Annotated in this window: 25 protein-coding genes; 14 read left to right on the top strand and 11 right to left on the bottom strand. The window is 41.2% G+C overall.

The annotated features are described in order from the left end of the window. A partial coding sequence (locus tag ACLI09_RS05670) for a T9SS type B sorting domain-containing protein (protein WP_411418629.1) occupies window positions 1–220 on the top strand: 220 nt, incomplete at its 5' end. Between the two features lie 380 nt (window positions 221–600). Here ACLI09_RS05670 and lysA read toward each other — a convergent pair. After that, complete coding sequence (gene lysA / locus ACLI09_RS05665; protein ID WP_411418628.1) at window positions 601–1827, bottom strand: diaminopimelate decarboxylase; 1227 nt, start codon at window positions 1825–1827, stop codon at window positions 601–603. A gap of 276 nt (window positions 1828–2103) precedes the next feature. Beyond that, complete coding sequence (locus ACLI09_RS05660) at window positions 2104–2940, bottom strand: universal stress protein (protein ID WP_411418627.1); 837 nt, start codon at window positions 2938–2940, stop codon at window positions 2104–2106. Between the two features lie 162 nt (window positions 2941–3102). On the opposite strand from ACLI09_RS05660, the gene mnmE reads away from it, so the two are divergent. Continuing rightward, a complete protein-coding gene (mnmE, locus tag ACLI09_RS05655; protein ID WP_411418626.1) occupies window positions 3103–4491 on the top strand; it encodes a tRNA uridine-5-carboxymethylaminomethyl(34) synthesis GTPase MnmE in 1389 nt (462 codons plus the stop codon). A gap of 141 nt (window positions 4492–4632) precedes the next feature. Here mnmE and ACLI09_RS05650 read toward each other — a convergent pair whose 3' ends face one another. The 3 genes from ACLI09_RS05650 to pyrE form a co-directional block, all read right to left on the bottom strand. Next, window positions 4633–5352, bottom strand: a complete 720-nt coding sequence (locus ACLI09_RS05650; RefSeq protein WP_411418625.1) for a DUF4241 domain-containing protein — start codon at window positions 5350–5352, stop codon at window positions 4633–4635. Window positions 5353–5487: 135 nt separating this feature from the next. Continuing rightward, window positions 5488–5880 (bottom strand): SRPBCC family protein, encoded by a 393-nt coding sequence (locus ACLI09_RS05645; protein WP_411418624.1) that lies wholly within the window; start codon window positions 5878–5880, stop codon window positions 5488–5490. Between the two features lie 148 nt (window positions 5881–6028). Further along, window positions 6029–6670, bottom strand: coding sequence for an orotate phosphoribosyltransferase (gene pyrE, locus ACLI09_RS05640; RefSeq protein ID WP_411418623.1), 642 nt, complete (start codon window positions 6668–6670; stop codon window positions 6029–6031). 7 nt (window positions 6671–6677) lie between these two features. Between pyrE and ACLI09_RS05635 the strand changes: the two genes are divergently transcribed. Beyond that, window positions 6678–7286 (top strand): NUDIX hydrolase, encoded by a 609-nt coding sequence (locus ACLI09_RS05635; protein WP_411418622.1) that lies wholly within the window; start codon window positions 6678–6680, stop codon window positions 7284–7286. Window positions 7287–7487: 201 nt separating this feature from the next. On the opposite strand, the gene ACLI09_RS05630 is transcribed toward ACLI09_RS05635, so the two are convergent. Then, window positions 7488–7955 (bottom strand): helix-turn-helix domain-containing protein, encoded by a 468-nt coding sequence (locus tag ACLI09_RS05630; protein WP_411418621.1) that lies wholly within the window; start codon window positions 7953–7955, stop codon window positions 7488–7490. 269 nt (window positions 7956–8224) lie between these two features. On the opposite strand from ACLI09_RS05630, the gene ACLI09_RS05625 reads away from it, so the two are divergent. The 7 genes from ACLI09_RS05625 (at window position 8225) to ACLI09_RS05595 (ending at window position 16062) form a co-directional block, all read left to right on the top strand. After that, complete coding sequence (locus ACLI09_RS05625; RefSeq protein ID WP_411418620.1) at window positions 8225–9385, top strand: M14 metallopeptidase family protein; 1161 nt, start codon at window positions 8225–8227, stop codon at window positions 9383–9385. 74 nt (window positions 9386–9459) lie between these two features. Then, window positions 9460–9939, top strand: a complete 480-nt coding sequence (locus ACLI09_RS05620; RefSeq protein WP_026300077.1) for an Lrp/AsnC family transcriptional regulator — start codon at window positions 9460–9462, stop codon at window positions 9937–9939. A gap of 77 nt (window positions 9940–10016) precedes the next feature. Beyond that, window positions 10017–12593: a phosphoenolpyruvate carboxylase gene (locus tag ACLI09_RS05615; protein WP_411418619.1), complete on the top strand. Its 2577-nt coding sequence runs from the start codon at window positions 10017–10019 to the stop codon at window positions 12591–12593. Window positions 12594–12595: 2 nt separating this feature from the next. Then, the gene (locus ACLI09_RS05610) at window positions 12596–13114 is read left to right on the top strand and encodes a DinB family protein (protein ID WP_411418618.1); all 519 of its coding nucleotides are present in this window, start codon (window positions 12596–12598) and stop codon (window positions 13112–13114) included. A gap of 153 nt (window positions 13115–13267) precedes the next feature. After that, window positions 13268–14398: an N-acetyl-alpha-D-glucosaminyl L-malate synthase BshA gene (bshA, locus tag ACLI09_RS05605; protein WP_411418617.1), complete on the top strand. Its 1131-nt coding sequence runs from the start codon at window positions 13268–13270 to the stop codon at window positions 14396–14398. Beyond that, entirely contained in the window at window positions 14395–14823 is a 429-nt protein-coding gene (locus ACLI09_RS05600; RefSeq protein WP_411418616.1) for a protease complex subunit PrcB family protein, read from the top strand. The genes bshA and ACLI09_RS05600 overlap by 4 nt, the downstream gene beginning before the upstream one ends. A gap of 192 nt (window positions 14824–15015) precedes the next feature. After that, complete coding sequence (locus ACLI09_RS05595; RefSeq protein WP_411418615.1) at window positions 15016–16062, top strand: glycoside hydrolase family 130 protein; 1047 nt, start codon at window positions 15016–15018, stop codon at window positions 16060–16062. Between the two features lie 106 nt (window positions 16063–16168). Here ACLI09_RS05595 and ACLI09_RS05590 read toward each other — a convergent pair whose 3' ends face one another. Further along, window positions 16169–17347, bottom strand: a complete 1179-nt coding sequence (locus ACLI09_RS05590; protein ID WP_411418614.1) for an AIR synthase related protein — start codon at window positions 17345–17347, stop codon at window positions 16169–16171. 126 nt (window positions 17348–17473) lie between these two features. Between ACLI09_RS05590 and ACLI09_RS05585 the strand changes: the two genes are divergently transcribed. Then, the gene (locus ACLI09_RS05585) at window positions 17474–18340 is read left to right on the top strand and encodes a bestrophin family protein (RefSeq protein ID WP_411418613.1); all 867 of its coding nucleotides are present in this window, start codon (window positions 17474–17476) and stop codon (window positions 18338–18340) included. Between the two features lie 54 nt (window positions 18341–18394). Here the strand turns inward: ACLI09_RS05585 and ACLI09_RS05580 are convergent, their stop codons facing one another. Together ACLI09_RS05580 and ACLI09_RS05575 are read right to left on the bottom strand one after the other, a co-directional pair. Further along, window positions 18395–18829: a hypothetical protein gene (locus tag ACLI09_RS05580; RefSeq protein ID WP_411418612.1), complete on the bottom strand. Its 435-nt coding sequence runs from the start codon at window positions 18827–18829 to the stop codon at window positions 18395–18397. Between the two features lie 140 nt (window positions 18830–18969). Continuing rightward, a complete protein-coding gene (locus ACLI09_RS05575; protein ID WP_411418611.1) occupies window positions 18970–19350 on the bottom strand; it encodes a hypothetical protein in 381 nt (126 codons plus the stop codon). 151 nt (window positions 19351–19501) lie between these two features. Between ACLI09_RS05575 and ACLI09_RS05570 the strand changes: the two genes are divergently transcribed. Then, window positions 19502–19672 (top strand): hypothetical protein, encoded by a 171-nt coding sequence (locus ACLI09_RS05570; RefSeq protein WP_411418610.1) that lies wholly within the window; start codon window positions 19502–19504, stop codon window positions 19670–19672. Window positions 19673–19758: 86 nt separating this feature from the next. On the opposite strand, the gene ACLI09_RS05565 is transcribed toward ACLI09_RS05570, so the two are convergent. Next, the gene (locus tag ACLI09_RS05565; protein ID WP_411418609.1) at window positions 19759–20868 is read right to left on the bottom strand and encodes a serine hydrolase domain-containing protein; all 1110 of its coding nucleotides are present in this window, start codon (window positions 20866–20868) and stop codon (window positions 19759–19761) included. A 183-nt stretch (window positions 20869–21051) separates the two neighbouring features. On the opposite strand from ACLI09_RS05565, the gene ACLI09_RS05560 reads away from it, so the two are divergent. Beyond that, window positions 21052–21717, top strand: coding sequence for a hypothetical protein (locus ACLI09_RS05560; RefSeq protein ID WP_411418608.1), 666 nt, complete (start codon window positions 21052–21054; stop codon window positions 21715–21717). Window positions 21718–21781: 64 nt separating this feature from the next. Beyond that, window positions 21782–22420 (top strand): DUF4159 domain-containing protein, encoded by a 639-nt coding sequence (locus ACLI09_RS05555; RefSeq protein ID WP_411418607.1) that lies wholly within the window; start codon window positions 21782–21784, stop codon window positions 22418–22420. A 97-nt stretch (window positions 22421–22517) separates the two neighbouring features. Here the strand turns inward: ACLI09_RS05555 and ACLI09_RS05550 are convergent, their stop codons facing one another. Further along, window positions 22518–24260, bottom strand: coding sequence for a thiamine pyrophosphate-dependent enzyme (locus tag ACLI09_RS05550; protein ID WP_411418606.1), 1743 nt, complete (start codon window positions 24258–24260; stop codon window positions 22518–22520). Window positions 24261–24405: the final 145 nt, after the last annotated feature.

Below are 24405 nucleotides of genomic sequence, written 5' to 3'. Positions count from 1 at the left end.
CGGCATGGACGCCCACCCTGAGGCGCGTATTTATATCTTTGACCGCTACGGCAAGCTCATTAAGCAGCTGAGCCCGGCCTCACGGGTAACGGATGGCGAAGGATGGGACGGCACCTTTAACGGCGCGCCACTACCATCAGACGACTACTGGTTCCGCGTAGAGTTTACCGAAGGCAACACCGAAAGGGTATTCAGGGCACACTTTGCAATGAAGCGATAGTTTAGCAGGCAGTGTTCAGTGGCAGTTGGCAGTAGCATCACCAAAACACACATTGACAAACAAATACTAATAAACAAGGGCAGCCAAACGGCTGCCCTTGTTTATTAGTATTTGTTTTACGGGTAGGAGGGAAGCTACTGTATGCTGAACACTGACCACTGCCTACTGCCACAGAAGTGAAGCTTTTACCAACCGCGACTGAATACTGCCCGACCGATTGAGAATAGCCCCGATAGGAGCGGCATCCTGCCGGGAAGGAGGCAGATACAGTGGACAGCGGGAAAACAGTGCCGCGGCAAAGCGATAACGATGGGCTGCTGAAAAATAGTGAAGCCGGAACTCAATGCCCCGGCTTCACAAAAAAAAGTAATATATATAACCTAAGCGGTAACAGCAACAGGCTCAAAATCGAGTATAACCTGGTTGCGTGTAATATCTTCAAGAGTTTCACGCTGCCTTATCAGGTGGCCTTTGCCTTCATACCATAATACTTCGGCGGGGCGTACCCTGGAGTTATAGTTGCTTGACATAGAGAAGCAGTAAGCACCGGCGTTGCGGAAGCACAGCAGGTCGCCTTCTTTAATTTCGGCAATACGGCGGTTGCTGGCAAAGGTGTCTGTTTCACAAATATAGCCCACGATGCTGTAAAAGCGCTCTTTACCTTTCGGGTTTGAAATGTTTTCTATATGGTGGTACGACCCATAAAACATGGGACGAACAAGATGGTTAAAACCGGTATCTACACCAGCAAATACAGTGGAGGTAGTTTGTTTTACAACATTTACTTTAGAAATAAAATAACCCGCCTCGCTTACAAGGTACTTACCGGGTTCAAACCATAATGTAAGGTCGCGGCCATACTCATTACAAAAGGCATTGAACCTTTTGCTCAGTTTTTTACCGAGTTCTTCTATATCAGTCTCTATATCGTCTTTTTTATAAGGCACCTTAAAGCCGCTGCCAAAATCAAGGAATTCCAGTTCTTTAAAGTGCAGTGCAGCTTCAAAAAGTATTTCGGCGGCATAAAGGAATACCTCAATATCAAGTATGTCAGAACCTGTGTGCATGTGGATGCCGTTAATGTGCATTCCTGTGTTTTCTACAATGCGCAACAGATGTGGCATCTGGTGGATACTGATGCCAAATTTACTATCGATATGGCCAACTGAAATATTGCTGTTTCCACCCGCCATAACGTGGGGGTTAACGCGTATACACACAGGGGTAGTAGGATGCTTGGCACCAAACTGTTCTAATATAGAGAGGTTGTCAATATTTATTTGTACACCCAGTGCGGCTACTTCTTCAATTTCTTCCATAGATACACCATTTGGGGTGTAAATAATCCTGTCTGGTGCATAGCCTGCAAGCAGCCCAAGTTGCACTTCTTGTATTGAAACTGTATCGAGGCAGGATCCAAGTTGTTTAAGCAACTTTAATATTGATATATTACTAAGCGCCTTAACCGCGTAATTTATACGCAGGCTCGGTACTTTATTAAACGCCTTTTCAAGCCTATGGTACTGAGATTGTATTTTCTCGGCATCATAAACATACAGCGGGCCTCCAAATTCTTCAGCTAATTGTACTAACTGTTTCGCTTCCATGGTATCTTTATTGTTTAATCGCAAAAATAGCGATGAAATCTATGAGAAACAATTAAATGATAAAGCATAACAAAAAATAACAAATTGTTGTTTTTAAAACATTTTTTGTTTATTTTGTTTAAATTACATAATACAGAAACTAATCTTAATAAGTTATCAATATCGCTTCTAAGCCGATAATATATTAAATTTCCGACTTTAAATTAGAGAATTAGTATCTAAACTGTGTGGAATATTTTTACCTATAAATGAGATATAATGTTTGAGGGGATTATTCTAATTTTCGTGATATACAAGTACAGGAACTTTACTGTGGTAGGCCATTTTTTTTGTAAGGCTGCGGTGAAAAAGGCTTTCAAAAAAACCACGTTTGTGCTTGCGCATTACTAAAATATCAATTTTTTGATTGTCTATAAAGTCGAGAATGGTTTGCTCGATGTGGTCTCCGGCTATATTGTAAAAGTCAATATTTTCATCCCGATAATATATTTTCCATTCATTAATACGCTCATCAATGTCTTCAGGATCATCGTCATTTTTAATATATAGGCATAAAAGCCTTGCATCGAATATTTTGGAAACTTCAATAGCTTTAAGGAGGGCATCGTTATCACGGTCTTTATATTGCGTTGTAAATGCCAAATGTTTTATTGCGTTGAACTCGGCTTCTGCCGGTATGCCTAACACGGGCACCTTTACATTTGAAATAACGCTGGCTGTTGTGCTACCTATAAAAGTTTCCTTAAGCCCCGTAGCGCCTTTGGTACCCATTATTACCATCTCTATACCTTCATCGTCGCAAACTTTATTGATGTTGTAAATCAGGTCGCCATATAGCAAAACATTACGCAACTGCACATGTCCTAACTGCATTGATTCTGCAATGGTATGTAATTGCGGAAGTTCGTCCCTAAAACTTTCAAACTGGTTCATTTCTACAATATCAAATACCTCCTGGGTAGTATCAGGTACAGGCGGCATATCAACAATAGGCAGGTCATACACATGCAAAATTATTATCTCTGCTCCCAGGCCCTCAGCAAATTTAAGGGCATATACAAAAGCGGTCTGTGCGGCTTGCGAAAAATCTGTAGGGAAAAGTATCTTTTTCATATTGGCGTAAATTGTACAATAAATATACAATAAAATAATGATTTTTCCTACTATAAAAATACATTAACATTAATATAATATACAAAAACTGTTAATGTGATGATTGTTGCTAAGGTAGTATGCGCACCTTTAAAATTATGTATCTTTGCAAAAAATACCTGCATGCTTTTTCATGACACTATAGTTGCGCTTGCCACGCCATCCGGTTCAGGCGCTATTGCCGTTATCCGCGTTAGCGGTCCAGATGCAATAATTACTGTTGCAAATGTTTTTAAAAGTGCTACTGCAAAAGATATTCTGAAGCAAAAATCGCATACGTTACACCTGGGCTACATAGAAGATGGGGGCAAAGTTTATGACCAGGTGCTGCTTTCAATATTTAAAGGTACAAACTCTTATACCGGCGAAAACACCATTGAAATTTCGTGCCATGGTTCGTCATTTATACAACAACAAATAATACAACTACTATTGCGTAAAGGATGCAGGATGGCCCAGGCAGGAGAATTTACGCTCAGGGCGTTTATTAACGGCAAACTCGATCTTAGCCAGGCAGAAGCCGTGGCAGACCTTATAGCCAGCGATAATGAAGCAAGCCACCAGATAGCCATGCAGCAAATGCGTGGCGGCTTTAGTAACGAAATTGCAAAACTTCGCGAAGAGCTTTTAAATTTTGCCTCCCTTATAGAACTGGAACTTGATTTCTCTGAAGAAGACGTAGCATTTGCAGACAGGAGCCAGTTTGTTGAATTGCTAAGCCGTATTGAGTTTGTATTAAAACGCCTTATTGATTCTTTCGCGGTAGGCAACGTAATAAAAAATGGGATACCGGTAGCTATTGTGGGTATACCTAACGTAGGTAAAAGTACACTGCTAAACACACTGCTTAATGAAGAACGTGCTATAGTATCTGAAGTTGCCGGAACGACACGCGATACCATCGAAGACGAACTTGTAATAAACGGAATAGGCTTCCGCTTTATAGATACCGCAGGTATAAGGGAAACTACAGATGTTGTAGAAAGCATTGGTATTAAAAAAACATTCGAAAAAATAGCACAGGCACAGGTAGTTGTTTACCTTAGCCCCTATATACCGGATAATGCGGCGTTAAATACGGTGCTGTTAGAGATTGAAAAGATAAAAAATCAATACCCACAAAAAACACTGTTGATTATAGCAAATAAAAGTGATTTATATTCGCCGGAACAGTTAGCGGAAATAAGGGTACAGATACCGGGGGTACTGATTACATCGGCCAAATTAAAAATTGGTATTGAAGAACTTAAAGAAAAACTTCTTTCGTTTGTAAATACAGGTGCGTTACACAACAACGAAACTATAGTTACAAACAGCCGCCATTATGATGCGCTTATAAAAGCACTTGAAGAGATACAAAAAGTGCAGTTTGGACTTCAATCCGACCTCCCCGCCGACTTGATGGCCATAGACATCCGCCAGGCGTTATACTTTTTTGGTGAAATTACCGGGCAGGTCACTAATGATGAATTGTTAGGCAATATTTTTGCTAATTTTTGCATCGGAAAGTAATCCATTTATTATAGTACGACGTTACTATAATAAAATATATAAATCTACCCATGATTTAGGTTGATTTATATATTTTATATTATGAAGGTGATATAGCAACCGATATAATCAAATTCTCAACAAGGAGCATTCATATCAGTTTTATACATTTTCATCTTCAAATTCGTCTTTCACTTCCCCTTCGCCGGTATCAAAATCATCCAGTAAAAAGTCAATAACCAGTTCTACAGCATCCCCATTTTGGTTAAGCCCCCAGTAAGAGGGGTAGTACCCGTCTCCCCAGCCGGAGGCAAACATAATGATGTTATTGTCAGATCCGGCATTTATATGGTGATCGTTCCAGTCGCCTAACTCGCGTGAAAAATTATTTTTACCGGAATACTGCCTGAATTCTTCGGCAAGTACTTCATCATAATAGTTATATTCCGGGTCTTTTTCCTGTAGGGCATCCAGTTTGTTTATAAATTCCTCATTGGTTTCTTCATCCATAAAACCAGCAAGGCCTGATGATACAGGGAAGCCGTAAAATTCATCTTCATCAAGGTCTTTAAGTTCTTCTTCGGTTATATCTTCCGTAAGGGCAAGTACCCAGCGCGAGGCAGGCTCAGGCCGGAATTTAATCTTAGCATAGGCTATGCGGTTGTGAAGTTTATCTATTTGTTCTAAATAAATAAAAACCGGATACTTATCCGGCACCACAGAGCGGGAAAACGCAGCTTGCTCAGCCGAAAAAAACGGGTCTGAAGCCACTATACGTCCTGTAGGCAGATTAACGTCGCCAGCATGTATTTCTATAAGTCCTCTGTCTTTGATATCTTCTGTGAGGTCAAAAGAAAGCTCAAATTCGTTATTGTTTTTCATTGGTTTACATATTAGGTATTTAAAGATACGCAAATACGCAGTATCAAGGCAATTGTTTATATAATCTTTAACCTGAAAACAAAAAATGCCCCCCAATTAATTATTGAGAGGCATTGTATAGGTGAGATGTATAAATTATAACTTATGCATATTGTTAGCCAGTGTTTCTATAAACTTAGTAATAGGCCCTTTAACCATCATGGCCATCATGGCATTAAATTCACCTTCAAAAAATAGTTGTATATTACTGCTGTTTTCATCAGCTGTAGTAATATTCCCTATAAGGGTAAAAGGAAGCTTATCGCTCGCAGCCCCGAGTATTATTTTGCCAGGGCCTTGTTTTTCCTTTATCTTCAATTTTATTTCGGGCATCCCCTTTAGCGCGAATATAAACGACTCATCGCCGGTAATTTCAAACTTCGCAATGTTTTCAGGCATCAGCTTTTCAAAGTTCCTTACATCGCTAAGTGCGTCAAAAATATATTGATCAGGTTTTTGTACAGTAACTACAGGACTTTCTAAGTTCATTTTTATTATTTCAAAATTTAGATTTCAGATTTCAGATTAAGCTTCACTCAAATCTTTAATTAACTGAAACATAATATTATTAAATCTTCCTTCATTTCAATACCATAAAAGTAGATATAATCTGAAATCTACCTTCTGAAATCTGAAATTATTGCCCCCAGGTATCAGGGTTATTGCGCCATTCTTTAAGGGTTTCCTGCTCAGCTTCGGTTATATACTGTTTTGCTGTGGCCAGGTCTAGCAGCGTATCATAATTTCCAAGCGTACGCAGTTTAACGTTGGCAGCTTTAAAATTTTCTACAGAAACATCAAAACCGTACGTAAATATAGCAAACATGCCCTTCACATTGGCACCCGCCTCTTTTAACGCCTCAACAGCCATAAGGCTGCTTTTGCCTGTGCTTATAAGGTCTTCAACCACAACTACGTTCTGGCCTTTTTGCAAAAAGCCTTCTACCTGGTTTTGGCGCCCATGTTTTTTAGGCTCGGGCCTCACATATACAAAAGGTAGCCCCATCTGCTCTGCTACCAGTACACCTATGCCTATAGCGCCCGTAGCAACCCCAGCAATAACATCGGGCCTGCCATATTCTTTTTCTATACATTTTGCAAACTCATCGCGAATGTAGTTTCTAATGGGCGGAAACGACAGTGTAATGCGGTTATCGCAATAAATAGGAGATTTCCATCCTGAAGCCCATGTAAAAGGATTTTTAGGATTTAATTTAATTGCGTTTATTTGTAAAAGCAATTCAGCTGTTTTTTTAGCGGTGTCTATATTAAAAATCATACTGCAAATGTATAAAGTTTTTGTAAACGATAAGCCTCTTTTTTTAACCTCTGTGGTAGAGAAAGAAACCGACTTTCAGTTATTTTTACTTGAAAGTATTGATGTTGAACAACTTATAACCAAGATGTTTAATAATCGAATAGATAAGGCTTTTCTATACCATCCTGATGAAAAACAGGCGCTTAGGCTCTTTAAAGATAAAATACCTGTGGCTAAAGCCGGGGGAGGGCTGGTGTATAATAAAAGGGGAGAGGTACTCTTTATATTTCGTAACGGAAAATGGGACCTGCCGAAAGGGGGAACTGAAAAAAATGAAGAGATAGAACAAACCGCTATGCGTGAGGTAGAAGAAGAAACGGGCGTTAAAGGCCTCAAGGTGGTTAATAAGCTGCAAAAAACCTATCATGTTTTTAAGCGCAATGGTGTGTATAAGCTAAAAGTAACACACTGGTTTGAAATGGTTACTAACTATGACGGAAAGCTTACCGGGCAGGCTGAAGAGGGTATAGAAAAGGTAGCCTGGCTAAAACCAGGAGAAATTGCCCCCGCCCTTAAAAATTCATACGAAAATATTAAACTGCTGTTTGAAGAAGACAGTGTAAAACAATCGCGATAATTGTACTGTTACTTTTTTAAGAACAGTTTAACTATCTCTTTACAGATTTTAACAACAACGGGTTGTAAATTTATATCAACGAAAAAGATATATAATTGTAAAACCTGAGAAGTAGTAAAATACAAAGAGGGTTAACGATAATTTGTGTTTGTTTTATTGGTTAATGGCCCCGGCCCTGTTTTTAGAAACAGCCGGGGTTTTTTAATTTTCCGGTATGTAGCTCTTAAAAGTACCGCCTTTATAAAAAACCACAATTCGCTCTATGTCGCCTTTCAACATATTTTCTGGCCTATTAAAATTACGCTCTAAATTTTCTAGCTGGTCATTAGCGTGCTGATTAGAAAATAAATCTGGGGCAAGGCCACTATCCTGTTTAGGGCTTTCGGGTGGGGGAGCTTTGAGCAGGGTGGAGGCAGGTGGTGGGCCCGAAATTTTAGCGTCGCTTTTAGGGAAAGTACCGTTGCCATTCAGCAACCAGTACAAGTCTACCTCCGGGAAACTATCGCTTATTTTCATCACAAGATCAAGGCTGGGTTTATTGCGCCCTGACATTAAATGCGATACTCCTGAACGTTGTATGCCCACTGTATCGGCAAAGGCAGACGCAGAAAGGCCATAATATTCCAGTATTTTTTCGAGGCGCTTTACGAAGTCATCTATGTTTATCATTGTAAACAATTTTAATATTTACAAATGTAAACAATTCATATCAGTTAAACAAACACGGTGGAGATTAAGAGGGTATAATTAATCTCTTTGTTTACATGAACAACTTTATAACGCTCTTTATTAATAATTTACACGTCGGAATAATAATTTTTAGTTATAATAGGTAAATAATTCTCTAAATCTGTTTACAATTGTAACTAATCAAATTAAATTAGCTGTTTACAATTGTAAAAAGCTTAGTGTTTACTTTTGTAACAAATTTTCTTTCGATGGATTTACCTTATTTGCACAGCATTTATAAAGATCAAACGCTTTTTGGCCGTTATATTACAAATGAAAATATTGAACCTCTACTCGACAAGTTGAGCAACATATTCGCTATCGATGTTATCGGTAATTCCGTTGAGGGGTTACCTGTATACAGTATACTTGCCGGCGTCGGCCGGATAAAAATTTTTATCTGGTCGCAGATGCACGGCAATGAGTCTACCACTACCAAGGCAATATTCGACTTCCTTAATTTCCTTGCATCTGAAGATGATGTAGCGAAGGACTTTAAACGGAATTTTACATTTTATATCCTCCCTATAGTTAATCCTGACGGTGCACGATTATATACACGGGAGAATGCGAATAATGTTGACCTTAATCGTGATTCAGTCGCGTTATCCCAGCCGGAAAGTAAACTGCTGCGCCAGGCATTCGAAAATTTTAAGCCGGATTATTGCTATAATATGCACGACCAGCGTACAATATTCGGTGTAGGGGATGAGCCTAAACCCGCTACTGTTTCATTTTTAGCGCCTTCATATAATGAACAGCGTGAAATTAACAGTGTGCGCCAAAAAGCTATAGATGTTATTGTAGCCATGAATAAGACCCTGCAGTACTATATTCCGGGGCAGGTAGGCAGGTTTGATGATTCATTTAATATAAATTGCATAGGCGATATGTTTCAGTCCTTAAATGTTCCTACTGTTTTGTTTGAAGCAGGACATTATCAAAATGACTATGAAAGAGAGGAAACGCGTAAATTTATTTTTTTTGCATTATATTCAGGATTTAACATGATTAGCGAAAACGTTTTAGTAGGTGGTGAAATAGAAGAATATTTCAATATTCCTCAAAATAAGATTATATTTTATGACATGATGTATAAAAAAGTTAAAATTTATTATGAAAATAAAGAAAAAATAACGAATTTTGCAGCACAATATAAGGAAGTTGTATTTGATAAATCTGTAATATTTCGAGCGTTTATTAGAGAAATAGGCAATTCGGAAGTTTGTTTCGGCCATGTGGAGTTTGACTGTAATGAGGAAGAATTTGCTGATATTAACGGAGGCCACTTGCCTGTAAATGGTGTAGAGGCAAACTTTTATATCGGTAAAAGCAGGAAATTTAGCAACGGTACAGAGGTGTTTATGTAATTTTCTTATAATGTATAACGTTTTAATTTATATCGACCTTTATACCAGTACATAAACCTTAAAATAAAACATTTATGAGCAAGTTTCGTTTAGATGAAGTTGATCACCAAATTCTTGATATGCTGATTGACAATACCAGGGTACCATTTACCGATATTGCAAAAAAACTACTCATTTCGGCCGGAACAGTCCATGTCAGGGTTAAAAAAATGGAAGACGCGGGTATTATCATGGGCTCATCGCTTACGCTTGACTATGAAAAACTTGGCTATTCCTTTATTGCTTACGTGGGTGTTTTCCTTCATAATACATCACAAACAAAGTTTGTGCTTGAAAGGATAAACGAAATACCGTTTGTAACCGTTGCTCATGTAACAACAGGTAAGTTTAACATTTTTTGTAAAATACGCGCTAAAGATACTAAGCACGCCAAGGAGGTTATCTTTATGATAGACGATATTGAGGGCGTTTACAGGACTGAAACTATGATATCGCTTGAAGAAAGCATCAACGACAAAAAAAGGCTGATGCATACTATATTTAAAGATTTGTAAGATTTTTTATAAAAAGTTTAAGACCCCCATGTTTGTTACATGGGGGTTTTTTATTAAATTCAACAAAAAATATAAGCATGTATCCTGCAACAAGAATTGAACGATTTAACGAAAACGTACAACTTAAATATCAGCTTTTTAATAGTATATTCATTACCCTGCCCTTTAGGGATATAGATAATACAGGTGTGCTTCTCCCGCTGTTCTCTGAAATATGCGACGAGGGGTTTAAAAAATGGAAGAGCCCGGAACAAATTTTTGAATACTTTTCTGAAAAATACCTTCAGGAAACTTCTGAAGAAGATAAAATAGCGCTTATGTTCCGCTTTATTCAGTATGTGGAGCGGCAGGTGGTGCTTTTTGATGCTATAGAAGATGCCGCTTTTGAAAGCCTTAATAACCTTGAAGGGAGTGGTTCATTGCGTGATGTGCGTGAAAAGGCTGAAAACATGGGTCAAATGCCTGAACTGCGTGAATTCCTGGAGCGTTTTAGCATACGCCCTGTGCTAACAGCACATCCCACGCAATTTTATCCGGATGCCGTACTTGGTATTATTACCGACCTTACAAATGCTATAAAAAACAACAGCCTTAATGAGGTAAAAACCCTGTTAGCGCAACTGGGCAAAACGCCCTTTATAAAAAAAGAAAAACCTACTCCGTTTGACGAGGCTGTAAGCCTTATCTGGTATCTTGAAAATGTATTTTACACCGCTGCCGGCGATATGTCAGGGTACATACAGGATGCTATATACCAGGGCAATGTAATTCCAGATCCGGTAATGTCTTTTGGTTTTTGGCCGGGAGGGGACAGGGACGGCAATCCTTTTGTTACTACTGAGATTACATTAAACGTTGCTAACAGGCTGCGCACCTCAATATTGAAATGCTATTATTTTGATGTAAAAAAACTAAAAAGGCATTTAACTTTTAACGGTGTAAATGAGATTGTAGGGGTAATAGAGGATAAATTGTACCGTTCAGTTTTTTATTCTAAAGGAGATATATTTATAACGCTGGATGAATTAAAGGCTGCCCTGCTGGAAATTAAGCAGATTATAATAACCCGCCATCAGTCACTTTACCTCGACGAAATAGACAACCTTATCAACAAGGTAAATTTATTCGGCTTTCACTTCGCGTCGCTGGATATCAGGCAGAACAGCCACATTCATAATAAGGTTTTTGCAGATATAATCCGGCATCTTGAAGACAACCATGCTTTTGCAAAAGGTTATGAAAATCTTTCTGATAAAGATAAGGTTGCTGCGTTGAGCAAGGCAAAGGCATTAATAAAACCTGAAGACTTTGAAGATGAAGATACAAGGAAAACCCTTGAATCGATACTTGCCATCAAGACAATTCAACAAAACAATGGCGAAAAAGGGTGCAACCGCTATATAATAAGCAATAATGAAAGTGCCCTTAATGTGCTTGAACTGCTTACCATGTTCGCTCTTTTAGGGTGGCAAAACCCGCCGGTTGACATAGTTCCATTGTTTGAAACCGTAGACGACCTTGAAGTTGCGGGTGATGTAATGAAACTGCTGTATGAAAATGAACGTTATGCAGCCCACTTAAAAGCGCGTGGTAACAACCAGACCATAATGCTGGGCTTTAGCGATGGTACAAAAGACGGCGGCTACCTTATGGCAAACTGGGGTATTTTTAAAGCTAAGGAGAACCTTACCCTTATGGCGCGCGATCATGATGTTAAGGTGGTGTTTTTTGACGGACGCGGTGGCCCACCGGCACGGGGCGGTGGTAAAACACACAAATTTTATGCATCGCTTGGCCCAACAATTGAAAATAACCAGATACAAATAACCATACAGGGGCAAACTATAAGTTCTAACTTCGGTACGCTGGATAGCTGCCGATATAATCTTGAAAACCTGTTGAGTGCCGGTATCACCAATGGCGTTTTCAAGAAAAACGACAAACAGTTTACCCCGGGGCAAAAAGAACTTTTAAACGGCCTTGCAAAACTGGGCCACGAAAAGTATATGGCATTTAAAAACCACCCTAAGTTTTTGCCATACCTTGATAAAATGAGTACACTTAATTTTTATGCAAAAACAAACATAGGCAGCCGTCCAAGTAAGCGTAATAAAGGGGGCGAGCTTAATTTTAGCGATTTAAGGGCGATACCTTTTGTGGGCTCCTGGGCGCAGCTTAAGCAAAATGTGCCCGGTTTTTTTGGGGTAGGGCATGCGCTTGGTGCTTACGAGCGCGATGGAAAATGGGATGATGTGCAGGCACTGTACCATGAGTCGCTGTTTTTCCGAACACTGCTTGAAAATAGTATGATGTCGCTAACAAAATCGTTTTTTCCCCTGACGGCTTATATGAAGGATGATGCTGAGTTTGGCGAATTCTGGCAGATAATTTATGATGAGTTTTTAGAAACAAAGCGCCTGCTGCTAAAAATTTCTGGCTACAAGGAATTAATGGAAAACTATCCGGATGGTAAAGCATCAATTAAGATGCGTGAAAATATTGTATTGCCGTTGCTTACTATTCAGCAATACGCCCTTATGAAAATAAGGAAAATGAAAAAAGAGGGAGTTGATGAAAACCTGATAGAAACGTATGAAAAAATAGTAACAAGGTCGCTGTTTGGTAACATTAACGCCAGCCGTAATTCAGCTTAATAATGAAAATAACCGATATACAGCCCGGCGAATACGCACCTTACCAGGAAGCTTATCTTGCACTTGTCAGCCACGAATGGACACTTACAGAAGAACTTGAGGTAAGCCTGGCTAAGTTTATTGACTTTGTGCGCGATATACCTATGGATAAGTATGATTATCGCTATGCAGAAGGCAAGTGGGATATTAAAGATATCATACAGCACGTTATAGATAGTGAACGCATTTTTGGGTATCGAGCCTTACGGATAGCCCGTGGAGATACAACTCCGCTGCCCGGCTTTGAGGAGAACGCCTATGCTGTGGCAGCCCAGGCAGGCAGGCGCCATTTACAGGATTTGCTTACCGAGCTTTCGTTAGTAAGGCACAGTACCATAAACCTTTTTAAGTCATTTCAGGAAGAAGAACTGCGCAGGATGGGAACCGCAAGTGGATATACCGTATCTGCCAGGGCTCTTGGGTTCCTTGTAATTGGGCATCAAAACCATCACATTAAAATTTTTAAAGAGCGCTATTTGTAACTGAGAATAAAGCTTAAGAAACCAAGTAAAATTTATTACCAGATATCGGTAAAAACGAACAGTTTTCGTAAGAATTCGCACACGTTAATTATAATCTAAAAACGGCTTATGCCGTTTTTTTTCGTTAATTTCGTTACTTTATTCGCATTACTTATGAAAATCGCAATCGTATGTTACCCCACATTTGGCGGAAGCGGCGTCGTAGCCACTGAACTTGGGCTTGAACTTGCCCGCCGGGGACACGAAATACACTTTATAACCTACCGCCAGCCTGTTCGCCTGGCACTTTTAAACCCTAATATCCATTACCACGAAGTACACGTACCGGAATACCCCCTTTTCCATTACCAGCCTTACGAACTTGCCCTGAGCAGCAAACTTGTAGATATGGTAAAATTATATGGCATAGAATTGCTGCACGTGCATTACGCCATTCCGCATGCGTATGCCGGCTATATGGCAAAGAAAATGCTTAAAGAGCAGGGTATAAGGATACCTATGGTAACCACACTGCACGGCACCGATATTACACTGGTGGGCAACCACCCATTTTATAAGCCTGCCGTAAGTTTTAGTATTAACCACAGTGATGTTGTAACTGCGGTTTCCCAGGACCTGAAAGATGATACATACAGGCTTTTTGATATAAAAAGGGATATTTATGTAATACCTAACTTTATAGAGGTAAAGAAAACTAAAATTGAAGCACCGTGCCAACGTTCGGCAATTGCAGGTGAAAGCCAAAAAATTATTACGCATATAAGCAATTTCAGGGAAGTGAAGCGTATACCTGACGTGGTAAAGATATTTAACGAAATACAAAAAAGGGTCCCTTCAAAGCTAATGATGGTTGGGGATGGGCCTGAGCGCGAACCTGCTGAGCAACTGGTTGAAGAATTAGGACTGACTGATAAAGTTGTATTTTTTGGCAATAGCAATGAAATAAATGAAATACTTTGCTTTAGCGACCTGTTCCTGCTGCCCTCGCAAACGGAAAGCTTTGGCCTTGCCGCGCTTGAGGCTATGGCGGTAGGCGTGCCTGTTATTTCTACCAATACCGGAGGCCTGCCGGAAGTTAACCGTGATGGCTTTAGTGGTTATCTGGGCAACGTGGGGGATGTGGCTTATATGGCCGAAAAAGCGGTTTCTATACTTTCTGACGAATATAAACTTGCGGCATTTAAACAAAACGCCCTTGATGTAGCCAAAGAGTTTGACATCCAGAAAATAATGCCCATGTATGAAAACATTTATCGAAGGGCTTTAAAACAACAACTCGTATGAAAAAAATAACTGCAATTTTTTTAATAATTTTTACAGCGTTAGCATGCTGCGCGAAAAAAGAAGCAATGGTTGACAATGGTAAAACTTTTAGCATACTAAAACAATCAGAGCACGGCGGAAAGGAAACAGCAGGTTTTGAAAAAGTAACCGATGCGTCGTCATTTAAGCAATTGTGTACAGCGCTTAATATAGAAAATATACCCGAGGCAGATTTTAGTAAAAGTGATGTTGTTGCTGTATATATGGGCCAAAGGAATACAGGCGGCTATAGCATTACCATAGAAAGCATGCGTGTAGATGGCGATACCACCTACCTGAAAAAGAAAGAAACGAAGCCGGAACCGGGTGGCATGGTTTCAATGGCGTTAACTGCACCCTATGTTATTGTAGCAATACCTAAAACCGGTAAAGTAGTTATAGAATAATAAGTATCCCGTAGTTGCGGGATATTTATTTTCAAAGCCATCAGGCCACTGTCTACCAGCATTCGCTTTGCTATCGTATACAGTACATTTCAAAATAATTAATGGCATGTGTTAGCTTGTTAATTAGAGCCTAATACTGCAGCTATACTACAGCAAATATTATAACTTTATGAGTTGTAAAAACTATCACTCATGAAAGATATAGCGCGTCGTTTCCCCGAAAACCCTTTACTGATGCCGAAAGACGTGAAGCCCAGCAGCCCAAACCTGCAGGTTATATGCCTGCTGAATCCCGGCGTATTTACCTTTGAGGGTAAAACATGGCTTTTAGTTCGCGTGGCCGAAAACATCCTTCAAAAAGAAGGTGTGCTGTTTTTCCCGATGATAAATGCCATTGGAAAGACTGAAGTCATTGAGGTTCCGCTTAACGACCCCGATCTTATTGCAGATGACCCCCGAGTAATAAACTACAAAGGGCTCGATTACCTTACCACCCTGTCGCACCTGCGGCTGTTGTGCAGTGACGATGGTATTAAATTTTATGAGCCGGAAGGCTACGAACCACTTATGGGTAGTGGCTACCTTGAAAATTTTGGTGTGGAAGACTGCCGTGTGGCAAAAATTGGCGATACGTATTACCTCACATATACGGCGGTTTCAGATAATGGTGTAGGGGTAGGGCTGCGTACTACTACCGATTGGAAAACCTTTGAACACAAAGGGATAATTATTGCACCGCACAATAAGGACTGCGCTATTTTTGAAGAAAAAATAAACGGTAAATACTATATGCTGCACCGCCCCAGCAGTGTAGCCATAGGCGGTAATTTTATCTGGCTGGCCGAGTCGCCCGACGGTATCCACTGGGGTAACCATCAATGCATTGTCAAGACCCGAAAAGGGTTGTGGGACAGCGCCCGCGTGGGTGCCGGGGCGGCGCCTATTAAAACTGAACAGGGCTGGCTGGAGATATACCACGGTGCAAATGCCGACCACCAGTATTGCCTGGGCGCATTTTTAATGGACCTCAACAATCCATCAAAAGTTATCTCGCGGACGCTAAAACCCATTATGAGGCCAAAAGAGAACTATGAACTTAGTGGGTTCTTCGGGCATGTGGTATTTACCAACGGGCATTTGGTTAATGGCGACGAACTCACTATTTACTATGGCGCAGCCGATGAATTTGTGTGCGGCGCGAAATTTTCGATAGCAGAGATTTTAGAGCGACTGGAGTAATTATAGAAAGTTATTACACAGAGATGCACGGAGGCACAGAGTTCTACAGAGCTGGGGCTTTTATCCTAAACCTCTGTGAGCCTCTGTCTAATAGTTACAAAAGCGGTTAATACTCAAAAGTACCGTACTCGCTCGTAATCGTAAGTTTTTTAGTATCGGCTGCTTCCACTCTGCCTACAATTTGCGCTTCCACCCCAAACGATTGTGATATAGCGATAATATCATAGGCAATAGTTTCAGGTACATACAGCTCCATACGGTGGCCGCTGTTAAACACCTGGTACATCTCTTTCCAGTCGGTACCGCTTTGCTCCTGTATCAGTTTAAAAAGTGGTGGCACAGGGAACAGGTTGTCTTTAACCACGTGTACGTTATCTACAAAGTGCAATACTTTAGTCTGGGCACCGCCGCTGCAATGCACCATACCATGAATATCTTCGGGGGTATATTGGCTGAGTATCTTTTTGATAATGGGCGCATAGGTACGCGTTGGCGAAAGTACCAGTTTACCCGCATCAATAGGGCTGCCTTCTACGGCATCTGTCAGTTTTGCCTTACCTGAATATACCAGTTCAGCAGGTACAGCGGCATCAAAGCTTTCAGGGTATTTTTCGGCCAAATATTTACTAAACACATCATGGCGTGCAGAAGTTAAGCCGTTGCTACCCATACCGCCGTTATAGCTTTTCTCATAGTGGGCCTGCCCATAAGAGGCTAGGCCCACTATAACATCGCCGGCCTTAATGTTAGCATTATCTATAACATCGCTCCGTTTTATGCGTGCAGTTACAGTGCTGTCTACAATAATGGTACGCACAAGGTCGCCCACATCGGCAGTTTCGCCACCCGTAGAGTGTATGGTAACGCCATACGTTTTAAGTTCCTCTATAAGTTCTTCTGTACCGCTTATAATGGCAGATATTACTTCGCCCGGAACAAGGTTCTTGTTGCGGCCAATAGTGGAGGAAAGCATTATATTATCTACTGCACCTACACACAGCAAGTCGTCTATATTCATGATAAGCGCGTCCTGGGCGATGCCTTTCCATACCGAGAGATCCCCGGTTTCTTTCCAGTACATATAGGCAAGCGACGATTTTGTACCCGCGCCGTCGGCGTGCATTATAAGGCAGTAGTTTTCGTCACCGGTAAGGTAATCGGGCACTATTTTGCAGAACGCTTTTGGGAAAAGGCCCTTATCAATATTTTTAATGGCGTTGTGTACATCCTCTTTTGAGGCCGAAACCCCGCGCTGGCTATAGCGTTTGCTCGTATCAGAACTCATGTGCAGCAGTTTGTGTTGTTGCCGCAAAGATAGTTTTTAATTGGGCAATTTGAAAATTTGAAAATTTGAAAATTGCACACGATACCTAAGTGTTATTAAAAATACTATTTTAGCCGAAAAATTACCATGAAATCTTACAACACAAGAGAGTGGTTTTCATTTATATTCAGGTTTCATAAGGGCGATACCGTACGAAAGTTGCTGCCGCTAATGTTGGGTATTGGCCTGTATTCTGCTGCAATAGCGTGGCTCGAAACCGATTACTGGAAACTGAGTGAAACAAGCCATGTAAAAAACATAACCATTATACACACGCTGGTAGGGTTTGTAATATCTATGCTGCTGGTTTTTCGCACCAATACGGCTTATGACCGCTGGTGGGAAGGCCGCCGCATGTGGGGTGCGCTTGTAAACAATTCGCGCAACCTGGCCGTTAAAATCGCGGTAATGGTAAAAGACCCTGAAGACAAAAAATTATTTCGCAGGCTCATACCGGCTTTTAGTGCAGTGCTGAGCCAGCACCTGCGCAATGAAGATGTAAGCCACGAGCTTTTTGAAGATGCTACCTTAAAAACAAACCATTACAGCCACAAACCCAACCAGGTAGCGAAAGCCATTATGGGACAGGTAAACGGATTGTATGAAAACGGTAAGCTAAGTGGCGACCAACTTATTATACTGAATGCCGAAATACAAAGCCTGCTGGACATTTGCGGCGCTTGCGAGCGTATTAAAAATACGCCTATACCATACTCTTACAGCGCGTTTATCAAGAAATTCATTTTCTTTTATGTGATGACGTTGCCCTTTGGCTATGTGTTCCAGCTGGGTTATTTTGTAGTGCCTATAGTGGTTTTCGTATTTTATATACTGGCGTCGCTGGAGCTTATAGCCGAGGAGATTGAAGACCCTTTTGGTAATGATGCCAATGACCTGCCACTTGATAAAATAGCCGACAATATACGCCGGAATGTAGAAGAATTGATTTATTGAACCTGAACAAAAATTAAAGCAAAAAGTCCGGCTTGGGGGCCGGACGTTAAAAAATTATTCAGATAATTTGCGGAGCTTTTTTTCGCTCTTGGCAATCTTTTTATTTATCGACTCAATTTTTCGTTGTGTTTTTTCAACATCACGGCTTGCCTTTTTAGAGTCGTCCCAGTCGTTTTCGGCGCGGTTAGCCGCACGTCCTGATTTTCGCGCCTTCCTGTTGCTGGTAATGTCGTCTTTCAGCCTGTTTGCGGCAGCTTCACTTTCCCCTGATGAATTCTGTGCTTCTGATGCCTTGTTGTGGGCTTTATCGGTTTGTTCCGCTAATTTTGTTTGCAGTGTGGCCAGTTCAATGCGGTATTCGGCAATATCAGCATTAATTTCAGCAGCTTTGTCCATGTCTTCAGGAGCAATAGTGGCTGTGCCGTCTTGTGCCCGGGCGTTAAAAGTAATGGCTGTAAAAAACAGGGTAACGTAAAATAATAAACGCATAATGGTAATTTAATTAAAATTGCGATTTAGTAAATCACTAAACCACCGGCAAACATACGCCCCAATAGCCCTTTTCTTTTAAAGATTACCATTTGTTTAACGCATGCTTCCCGCAGATTAATAAACTGAAAACCAATATTTTATTTTGGATTACGAGTTGCTGATTTTTTTTCTACTGCTTCAATCCTGTTTTTGGTTGCCTGTATTCGCTGTTGTACCATTTTAATTACTGCATCAGCTTTTCTTGCCGTTAACTCCTGATACTTGGCCTGGCTTGCTGTTTTGTCTGATTTAATTTCAACTGCGAGCGATTTTTGTGCAATGAGTTTTCTTTCCTTAACTGCACGTAGTTCTGTTTGTAACACCTCAAGTTTAGCACGCAACTTTACCAGCATGAAATTGTAGTCGGGAACTGCGTGCAGGCCACAAATTTCTTCTTCATAATTTGCTGCGCCCTGCGCGAATGCGTTTGTTGTAAAGCCAAAGGATAATATTGAAATAAAAAACAATAATTGTTTCATGCCAAAATAATTTCTTGTTACCTATATACGGGAAATAACAAAAAATAGTATCCACTAATATCCGGTGCTTCAAATTTAGGATGAAAGATTATAATTTGTTTAACTGCCGCTTCTTAAAACTATGAGTAGTTTTATGCTAAATACTATTATTATGGATACCGACAAAACAAATACCACTGGCACCACGAGCGCCGATGATAATGTGGGCAATAACGCCCGTTACGACAAAAAAGGCAACATAACCCGCGAAGACGAGCGTGACCGTAACAACAGCACTGATGACTGGAATGCCGAAGACAGCCGCACGGGGAGGAGCAAGTAATCAGTATTCAGTGGTCAGTCGCAGTTTGCAGACCTGACATCGAGCCCCGAACTTCGGACTATCCGATAACTAACAACTTACAACAATTAATATAAATTCGAAAGCGAATACATTATTGATTCCCAGTTGGCATTGCCATAATTTTCGCCCAGCCTTACAATAATCATGTTCTTTTTTGGCACCACATAAATATACTGGCCTAAAATGCCCTGTGCCATATAATTTCCGTCTTTTTCCAGCCACCACTGGTATTTATAATCGTGTGCGCCGCCCTCAAGCGTATCGGCAGTGGTGCTTACCTCTACCCATTCTTTTTTTACTATTTGCTTACCGTTCCAGTTGCCCTTATTCAGGTACAGCCTGCCTATTTTTGCAAAATCGCGCGCACGGGCGTTAAGGCAGCAAAAGGTCTTTTCCAATCCGTCTTTTTTTCTGTCAAGGCTCCAGGTGGCATCATATTCCATACCCAGGGGTTTCCACAGCTTTTCCTGCAGGTATTCGGTAATCTTTTTCCCCTTTAAGGCGCGGTCGAGCACCAGGCCCAGCATCTGGCTGTCGCCGCTGCTGTAGCTAAACAGTGTGCCCGGCGCGTTCTTAAGTTCTAAGTTAAAGAGCGCCTTAGGCAAATTGCGGCCATAATAAAAAGTTGCGGCATCGCCAAAGGGGTTTATGTAACTCTCATTATACTCAAATCCGCTGGTCATTTGCAACAGGTTTTTAATACTCAGTTTTTCAATGCCATTACCTTTAAGCTCAGGGATGTATTTTATAACCGGCTCCTCTACCGATTGTATAAAACCATCTTCAATAGCACAGCCTATAAGTATTGAGGTAACGGACTTTGCCATTGAAAAAGAATTAACCACCGATGCCTCATTGTAGCCGCGATAATATTTCTCGCATAGCAGCGTATCGTTCTTAATAATAAGGAATGCCACAGTTTTATTCTTCACCAGGTATTCTTCAAAGTTGTATTCTTTATCGCCAAAAGTTACTAATCGCGGAATTTTAGGCTTAATGGGGTCGTTAAATGTAAATTTAACTGAGTCATTGCTTGCAGTACGTGCCGGGAATATCTTATGGTCAGTAATGTTAGCGAAGTTATAGTATACAAACCTGCCTATTTTGCACGATGATGCAATAAGCAGTATAGCAACAAGGGAGAATATATTTATTAGCTTTAAAAGGTATTTCATGAATTTCAAAAATATTGGTTTGGCGAATATAGTTAAAATACTAAAACATGTAGTATGCTATTAAAACCATAACTGCCTGCAATATACTTTAGCAGCTAATAATCCGTTATTCCTTCAATTATATTTTCTAAAAGAAACATTGTGGCAAAATTTTTGTTATTTTGTTACTTATAAATACTATATATGAAGAAACTGCTTCCCATTTTATTATTATTTTCAGCGTCACACGGCATTTGGGCACAGGTAGATACCGGGCCTAAAGGTGGTATAGCCATACCCCGGGTAGAAAATAATACATCGGTAGCGCCCTCGCCCAATACAGTAAGCCCAAACAGCCCTTTTGATATAAAACCTGATAAAAAGCCCAGCTACTATCCAAGCTTTGCCATTGGCGAAAAAAAATCGGAATTCAGCATGGTTGCTGAGCAGGATAGGTTTGTAAACCGCACCCAGGAATATGCTAAACGCACCACTGTAAGGCCAAAGGGAGATGCCGCCGCACCCTATAAAGGCAATAAAGACTTTGGCGAGCTGCATACCAAATCAGACTATATGGATATACTCGCTGCAGACTACGGCGCTGAAGATGGAGACCGGATACGGGTGTTGTTAAACGGCCAGGTGGTTGTAGCTGAATTTACCCTTACCAATATGCTAAAACCGTTACGCATACGCCTGCAGCCGGGTTTTAACCATATAGAGTTTGAAGCCATGAACCAGGGCACGCAGGGGCCAAACACGGCCAATTTTATGCTGTATGACCAGCACCAGAAACTGCTGATGAACGACGAATGGGCGCTTGCTACGGGATTTAAAGGCAGTGTAATGATTATAAAAGACCCGGAGTAGCAACTACCACTTTAAAATTATTACACCTTTTTATTATCTTTACAGGATAATGATATACCCTCTAATGAAAAAACTGTTCTATATATTATTTGCGTTACCACTGTTTTTAAACGCTCAGGAAATTGCCGTGCTTAAATATTCCGGAGGGGGCGACTGGTATGGTAACCCTACAGCACTGCCCAACCTGGCCAAATTCTGCAACCAGAACATTAATACCAAGATTACGAATAAAACACAAGTGGTAGAGCCGGGTAGCCCCGACCTTTTTTCCTACCCTTTTGTACACATGACAGGCCACGGTAACGTGGTGTTTAGCGACAGTGAAGTTATTAACCTGCGCAACTACCTAACCTCAGGCGGGTTTTTACATATAGATGACAATTATGGTATGGATCAGTATGTGCGCCGTGAAATAAAAAGGATTTTCCCCGATAAGGAACTTGTGCGTATACCGGTAAACCATGAGATTTTTAAAGGCCCATTTGCCTTCCCGCAGGGATTGCCAAAAATACACGAGCACGACGGTAAAGCACCGGACAGCTGGGGTATTTTTGTAGAAGGCCGCCTCGTGCTGCTATACACCCATGAGACCGACCTGGGCGACGGCTGGGAAGATGCCGAGGTACACAACGACCCTGTCGAGGTGCGCACTAAGGCCCTGAAAATGGGCGCTAATATTGTAAATTACGCGTTTAACTACTGATACTGCTGATTGTTTTAAATATTAAATGAAACAGCCGTTTAGAAATTCTAAGCGGCTGTTTTGTTGTATTGTAGAACGACTCAAATCTAACAATAGGTTAAATCACTTCCGATAAATGCTTATAATTAGACTTTACCATATTAAGCACTTCACTCATACGGCCATCAAGTATTAATTTAGTCATGCTTACGGCATAGCCTTTCATCTGATCCCACTCTACTTTGGGCGGCATAGCAAGCGATTCCGGATTGGTGAGTACATTTATCAGTACTGGCCCATCGGTCATAAACGCCTGCTGTAGTGCCTGTTTTACTTTTTCGGGTTCGTTTACGGTAACGCCAGTAAAGCCCATTGCCTGTGCCACCAGTGCAAAATCAGGGTTAACCATATCCGTTTCGTTATCGGGCAGGCCAGCAACCTCCATTTCCAGCTTTACCATACCCAGCGAACGGTTGTTAAATACGATAAGCTTTATGGGTAAGTTATATTGTTTTATAGTAGCCAGGTCGCCCAGCAGCATGCTCAGGCCGCCATCGCCACACAGGGCAATAACCTGCCTGCCGGGATGGCTTAACGCCGCGCCTATTGCCATAGGCATGGCATTGGCCATAGAGCCATGGTTAAACGAACCTAACAGTTTTCTTTGGCCTGTGCCATGCAGGTAGCGGGCACCCCAAACGCAGCACATACCGGTGTCTACCGTAAAAATGGCATCGTCATTGGCAAGGTCGTTTATTGTATGCGCTACAAATTCCGGGGAAATTTTATCCGTTTCGCCCCGGTCATCCACATAAGTATTCTGGTGTTTTTTCACTTCCTCATACAGGGCAAGCTGCGCAAAGAGGAAGCTTTCATCTGATTTTTGGTTTACCAGTGGCAGCAGTGTCGCTATGGTGGGTTTTATATCCCCGCAAAGTCCGAGGTCGAGCTTGGCACGGCGGCCCAGGCGTTCTGGCCTCGTATCAATCTGTATTATCTTTTTATCGGTAGGTATAAAATTGGCATATGGGAAGTCGGTTCCCAAAAGCAACAGCACATCAGCTTCATGCATAGCATGAAAGGCAGACGGCAGACCCAGCAGTCCGGTCATGCCCACTTCATAAGGGTTGTCATACTGCATACCCATTTTTGCACGAAAAGAATAGCCTATAGGTGCTTTAAGCTTACCGGCAAGCGCTATAACCTCGTTATGGGCTTTATCGCAACCCATTCCACAGAATATAGTAACTTTTTTGCCCTCATTAAGCATATCAGCAAGTTTTGCAAGCTCTTCGTCATTTGGGCGCACCAGTGGTTTGTTACGGTAATTGTGCATCGCTGTAGGGCTTTCGGCAGCAGCTTCTGCAGCAAGATCGCCTGGCAGGCCAAACACGGCAACCCCTTTTAAATGCAGTGCATGCTGAATAGCCGACTGCAGCATGCGTGATGCCTGCACCGGTGTGGCGGCAATCTGGTTATAACAGCTGCAATCGTCAAAAAGTTTTATGGTATTGGTACTTTGAAAATAGTCTACACCAAATTCGGTGGTGTGTATCGTAGAGGCTATTACCAGCAGGGGAACACCTGTGCGGTGGGCATCATACATACCGTTTATAAGGTGTACGTGGCCGGGGCCGCTACTACCTGCACAACAGGCCAGGCTGTTATCATCAAGTTCGGCTTCGGCAGCGGCGGCATAAGCGCCTACTTCCTCATGGCGCACATGTATCCACTTTATTTTCCCGTTGCGGCGCACCGCATCGTTCAACTCGTTAAGGCTGTCGCCAGTAACGGCATATATACGTTTTACATTATTTTTAACAAGCATTTCCACTACCTGGTCAGCAACTTTCTTCGACATGATGTATAGGTTTTAAATTAAATAGTGCTTCGTGCAAAGGCCTTTCAAATTTACGCCTCAAATCCTTTATCATCAGTACAATTAACGGTACTATAACATTTATAGCAATGCCATCAACCAAATAATGCCTGATTTATTTGCATGA

The sequence above is a fragment of the Flavobacterium sp. RHBU_24 genome, assembly GCF_046613695.1.
Classification (GTDB): domain Bacteria; phylum Bacteroidota; class Bacteroidia; order Flavobacteriales; family Flavobacteriaceae; genus Flavobacterium.
The sequence above is the reverse complement of the archived record's forward strand: the minus strand, read 5'-3'. Positions and strand labels throughout refer to the sequence as shown.

Coding starts and splice junctions, on each gene's coding strand:
- ACLI09_RS05565 (WP_411418609.1), bottom strand. CDS start 20,868: ATGAAATACCTTTTAAAGCTAATAAATATATTCTCCCTTGTTGCTATA.
- ACLI09_RS05635 (WP_411418622.1), top strand. CDS start 6,678: ATGTATAAAGTTTTTGTAAACGATAAGCCTCTTTTTTTAACCTCTGTG.
- ACLI09_RS05650 (WP_411418625.1), bottom strand. CDS start 5,352: ATGAAAAACAATAACGAATTTGAGCTTTCTTTTGACCTCACAGAAGAT.
- ACLI09_RS05570 (WP_411418610.1), top strand. CDS start 19,502: ATGGATACCGACAAAACAAATACCACTGGCACCACGAGCGCCGATGAT.
- mnmE (WP_411418626.1), top strand. CDS start 3,103: ATGCTTTTTCATGACACTATAGTTGCGCTTGCCACGCCATCCGGTTCA.
- ACLI09_RS05620 (WP_026300077.1), top strand. CDS start 9,460: ATGAGCAAGTTTCGTTTAGATGAAGTTGATCACCAAATTCTTGATATG.
- ACLI09_RS05610 (WP_411418618.1), top strand. CDS start 12,596: ATGAAAATAACCGATATACAGCCCGGCGAATACGCACCTTACCAGGAA.
- ACLI09_RS05580 (WP_411418612.1), bottom strand. CDS start 18,829: ATGCGTTTATTATTTTACGTTACCCTGTTTTTTACAGCCATTACTTTT.
- lysA (WP_411418628.1), bottom strand. CDS start 1,827: ATGGAAGCGAAACAGTTAGTACAATTAGCTGAAGAATTTGGAGGCCCG.
- ACLI09_RS05625 (WP_411418620.1), top strand. CDS start 8,225: ATGGATTTACCTTATTTGCACAGCATTTATAAAGATCAAACGCTTTTT.
- ACLI09_RS05660 (WP_411418627.1), bottom strand. CDS start 2,940: ATGAAAAAGATACTTTTCCCTACAGATTTTTCGCAAGCCGCACAGACC.
- ACLI09_RS05615 (WP_411418619.1), top strand. CDS start 10,017: ATGTATCCTGCAACAAGAATTGAACGATTTAACGAAAACGTACAACTT.
- ACLI09_RS05630 (WP_411418621.1), bottom strand. CDS start 7,955: ATGATAAACATAGATGACTTCGTAAAGCGCCTCGAAAAAATACTGGAA.
- ACLI09_RS05590 (WP_411418614.1), bottom strand. CDS start 17,347: ATGAGTTCTGATACGAGCAAACGCTATAGCCAGCGCGGGGTTTCGGCC.
- ACLI09_RS05550 (WP_411418606.1), bottom strand. CDS start 24,260: ATGTCGAAGAAAGTTGCTGACCAGGTAGTGGAAATGCTTGTTAAAAAT.
- bshA (WP_411418617.1), top strand. CDS start 13,268: ATGAAAATCGCAATCGTATGTTACCCCACATTTGGCGGAAGCGGCGTC.
- ACLI09_RS05555 (WP_411418607.1), top strand. CDS start 21,782: ATGAAAAAACTGTTCTATATATTATTTGCGTTACCACTGTTTTTAAAC.
- ACLI09_RS05575 (WP_411418611.1), bottom strand. CDS start 19,350: ATGAAACAATTATTGTTTTTTATTTCAATATTATCCTTTGGCTTTACA.
- ACLI09_RS05560 (WP_411418608.1), top strand. CDS start 21,052: ATGAAGAAACTGCTTCCCATTTTATTATTATTTTCAGCGTCACACGGC.
- ACLI09_RS05585 (WP_411418613.1), top strand. CDS start 17,474: ATGAAATCTTACAACACAAGAGAGTGGTTTTCATTTATATTCAGGTTT.
- pyrE (WP_411418623.1), bottom strand. CDS start 6,670: ATGATTTTTAATATAGACACCGCTAAAAAAACAGCTGAATTGCTTTTA.
- ACLI09_RS05600 (WP_411418616.1), top strand. CDS start 14,395: ATGAAAAAAATAACTGCAATTTTTTTAATAATTTTTACAGCGTTAGCA.
- ACLI09_RS05595 (WP_411418615.1), top strand. CDS start 15,016: ATGAAAGATATAGCGCGTCGTTTCCCCGAAAACCCTTTACTGATGCCG.
- ACLI09_RS05645 (WP_411418624.1), bottom strand. CDS start 5,880: ATGAACTTAGAAAGTCCTGTAGTTACTGTACAAAAACCTGATCAATAT.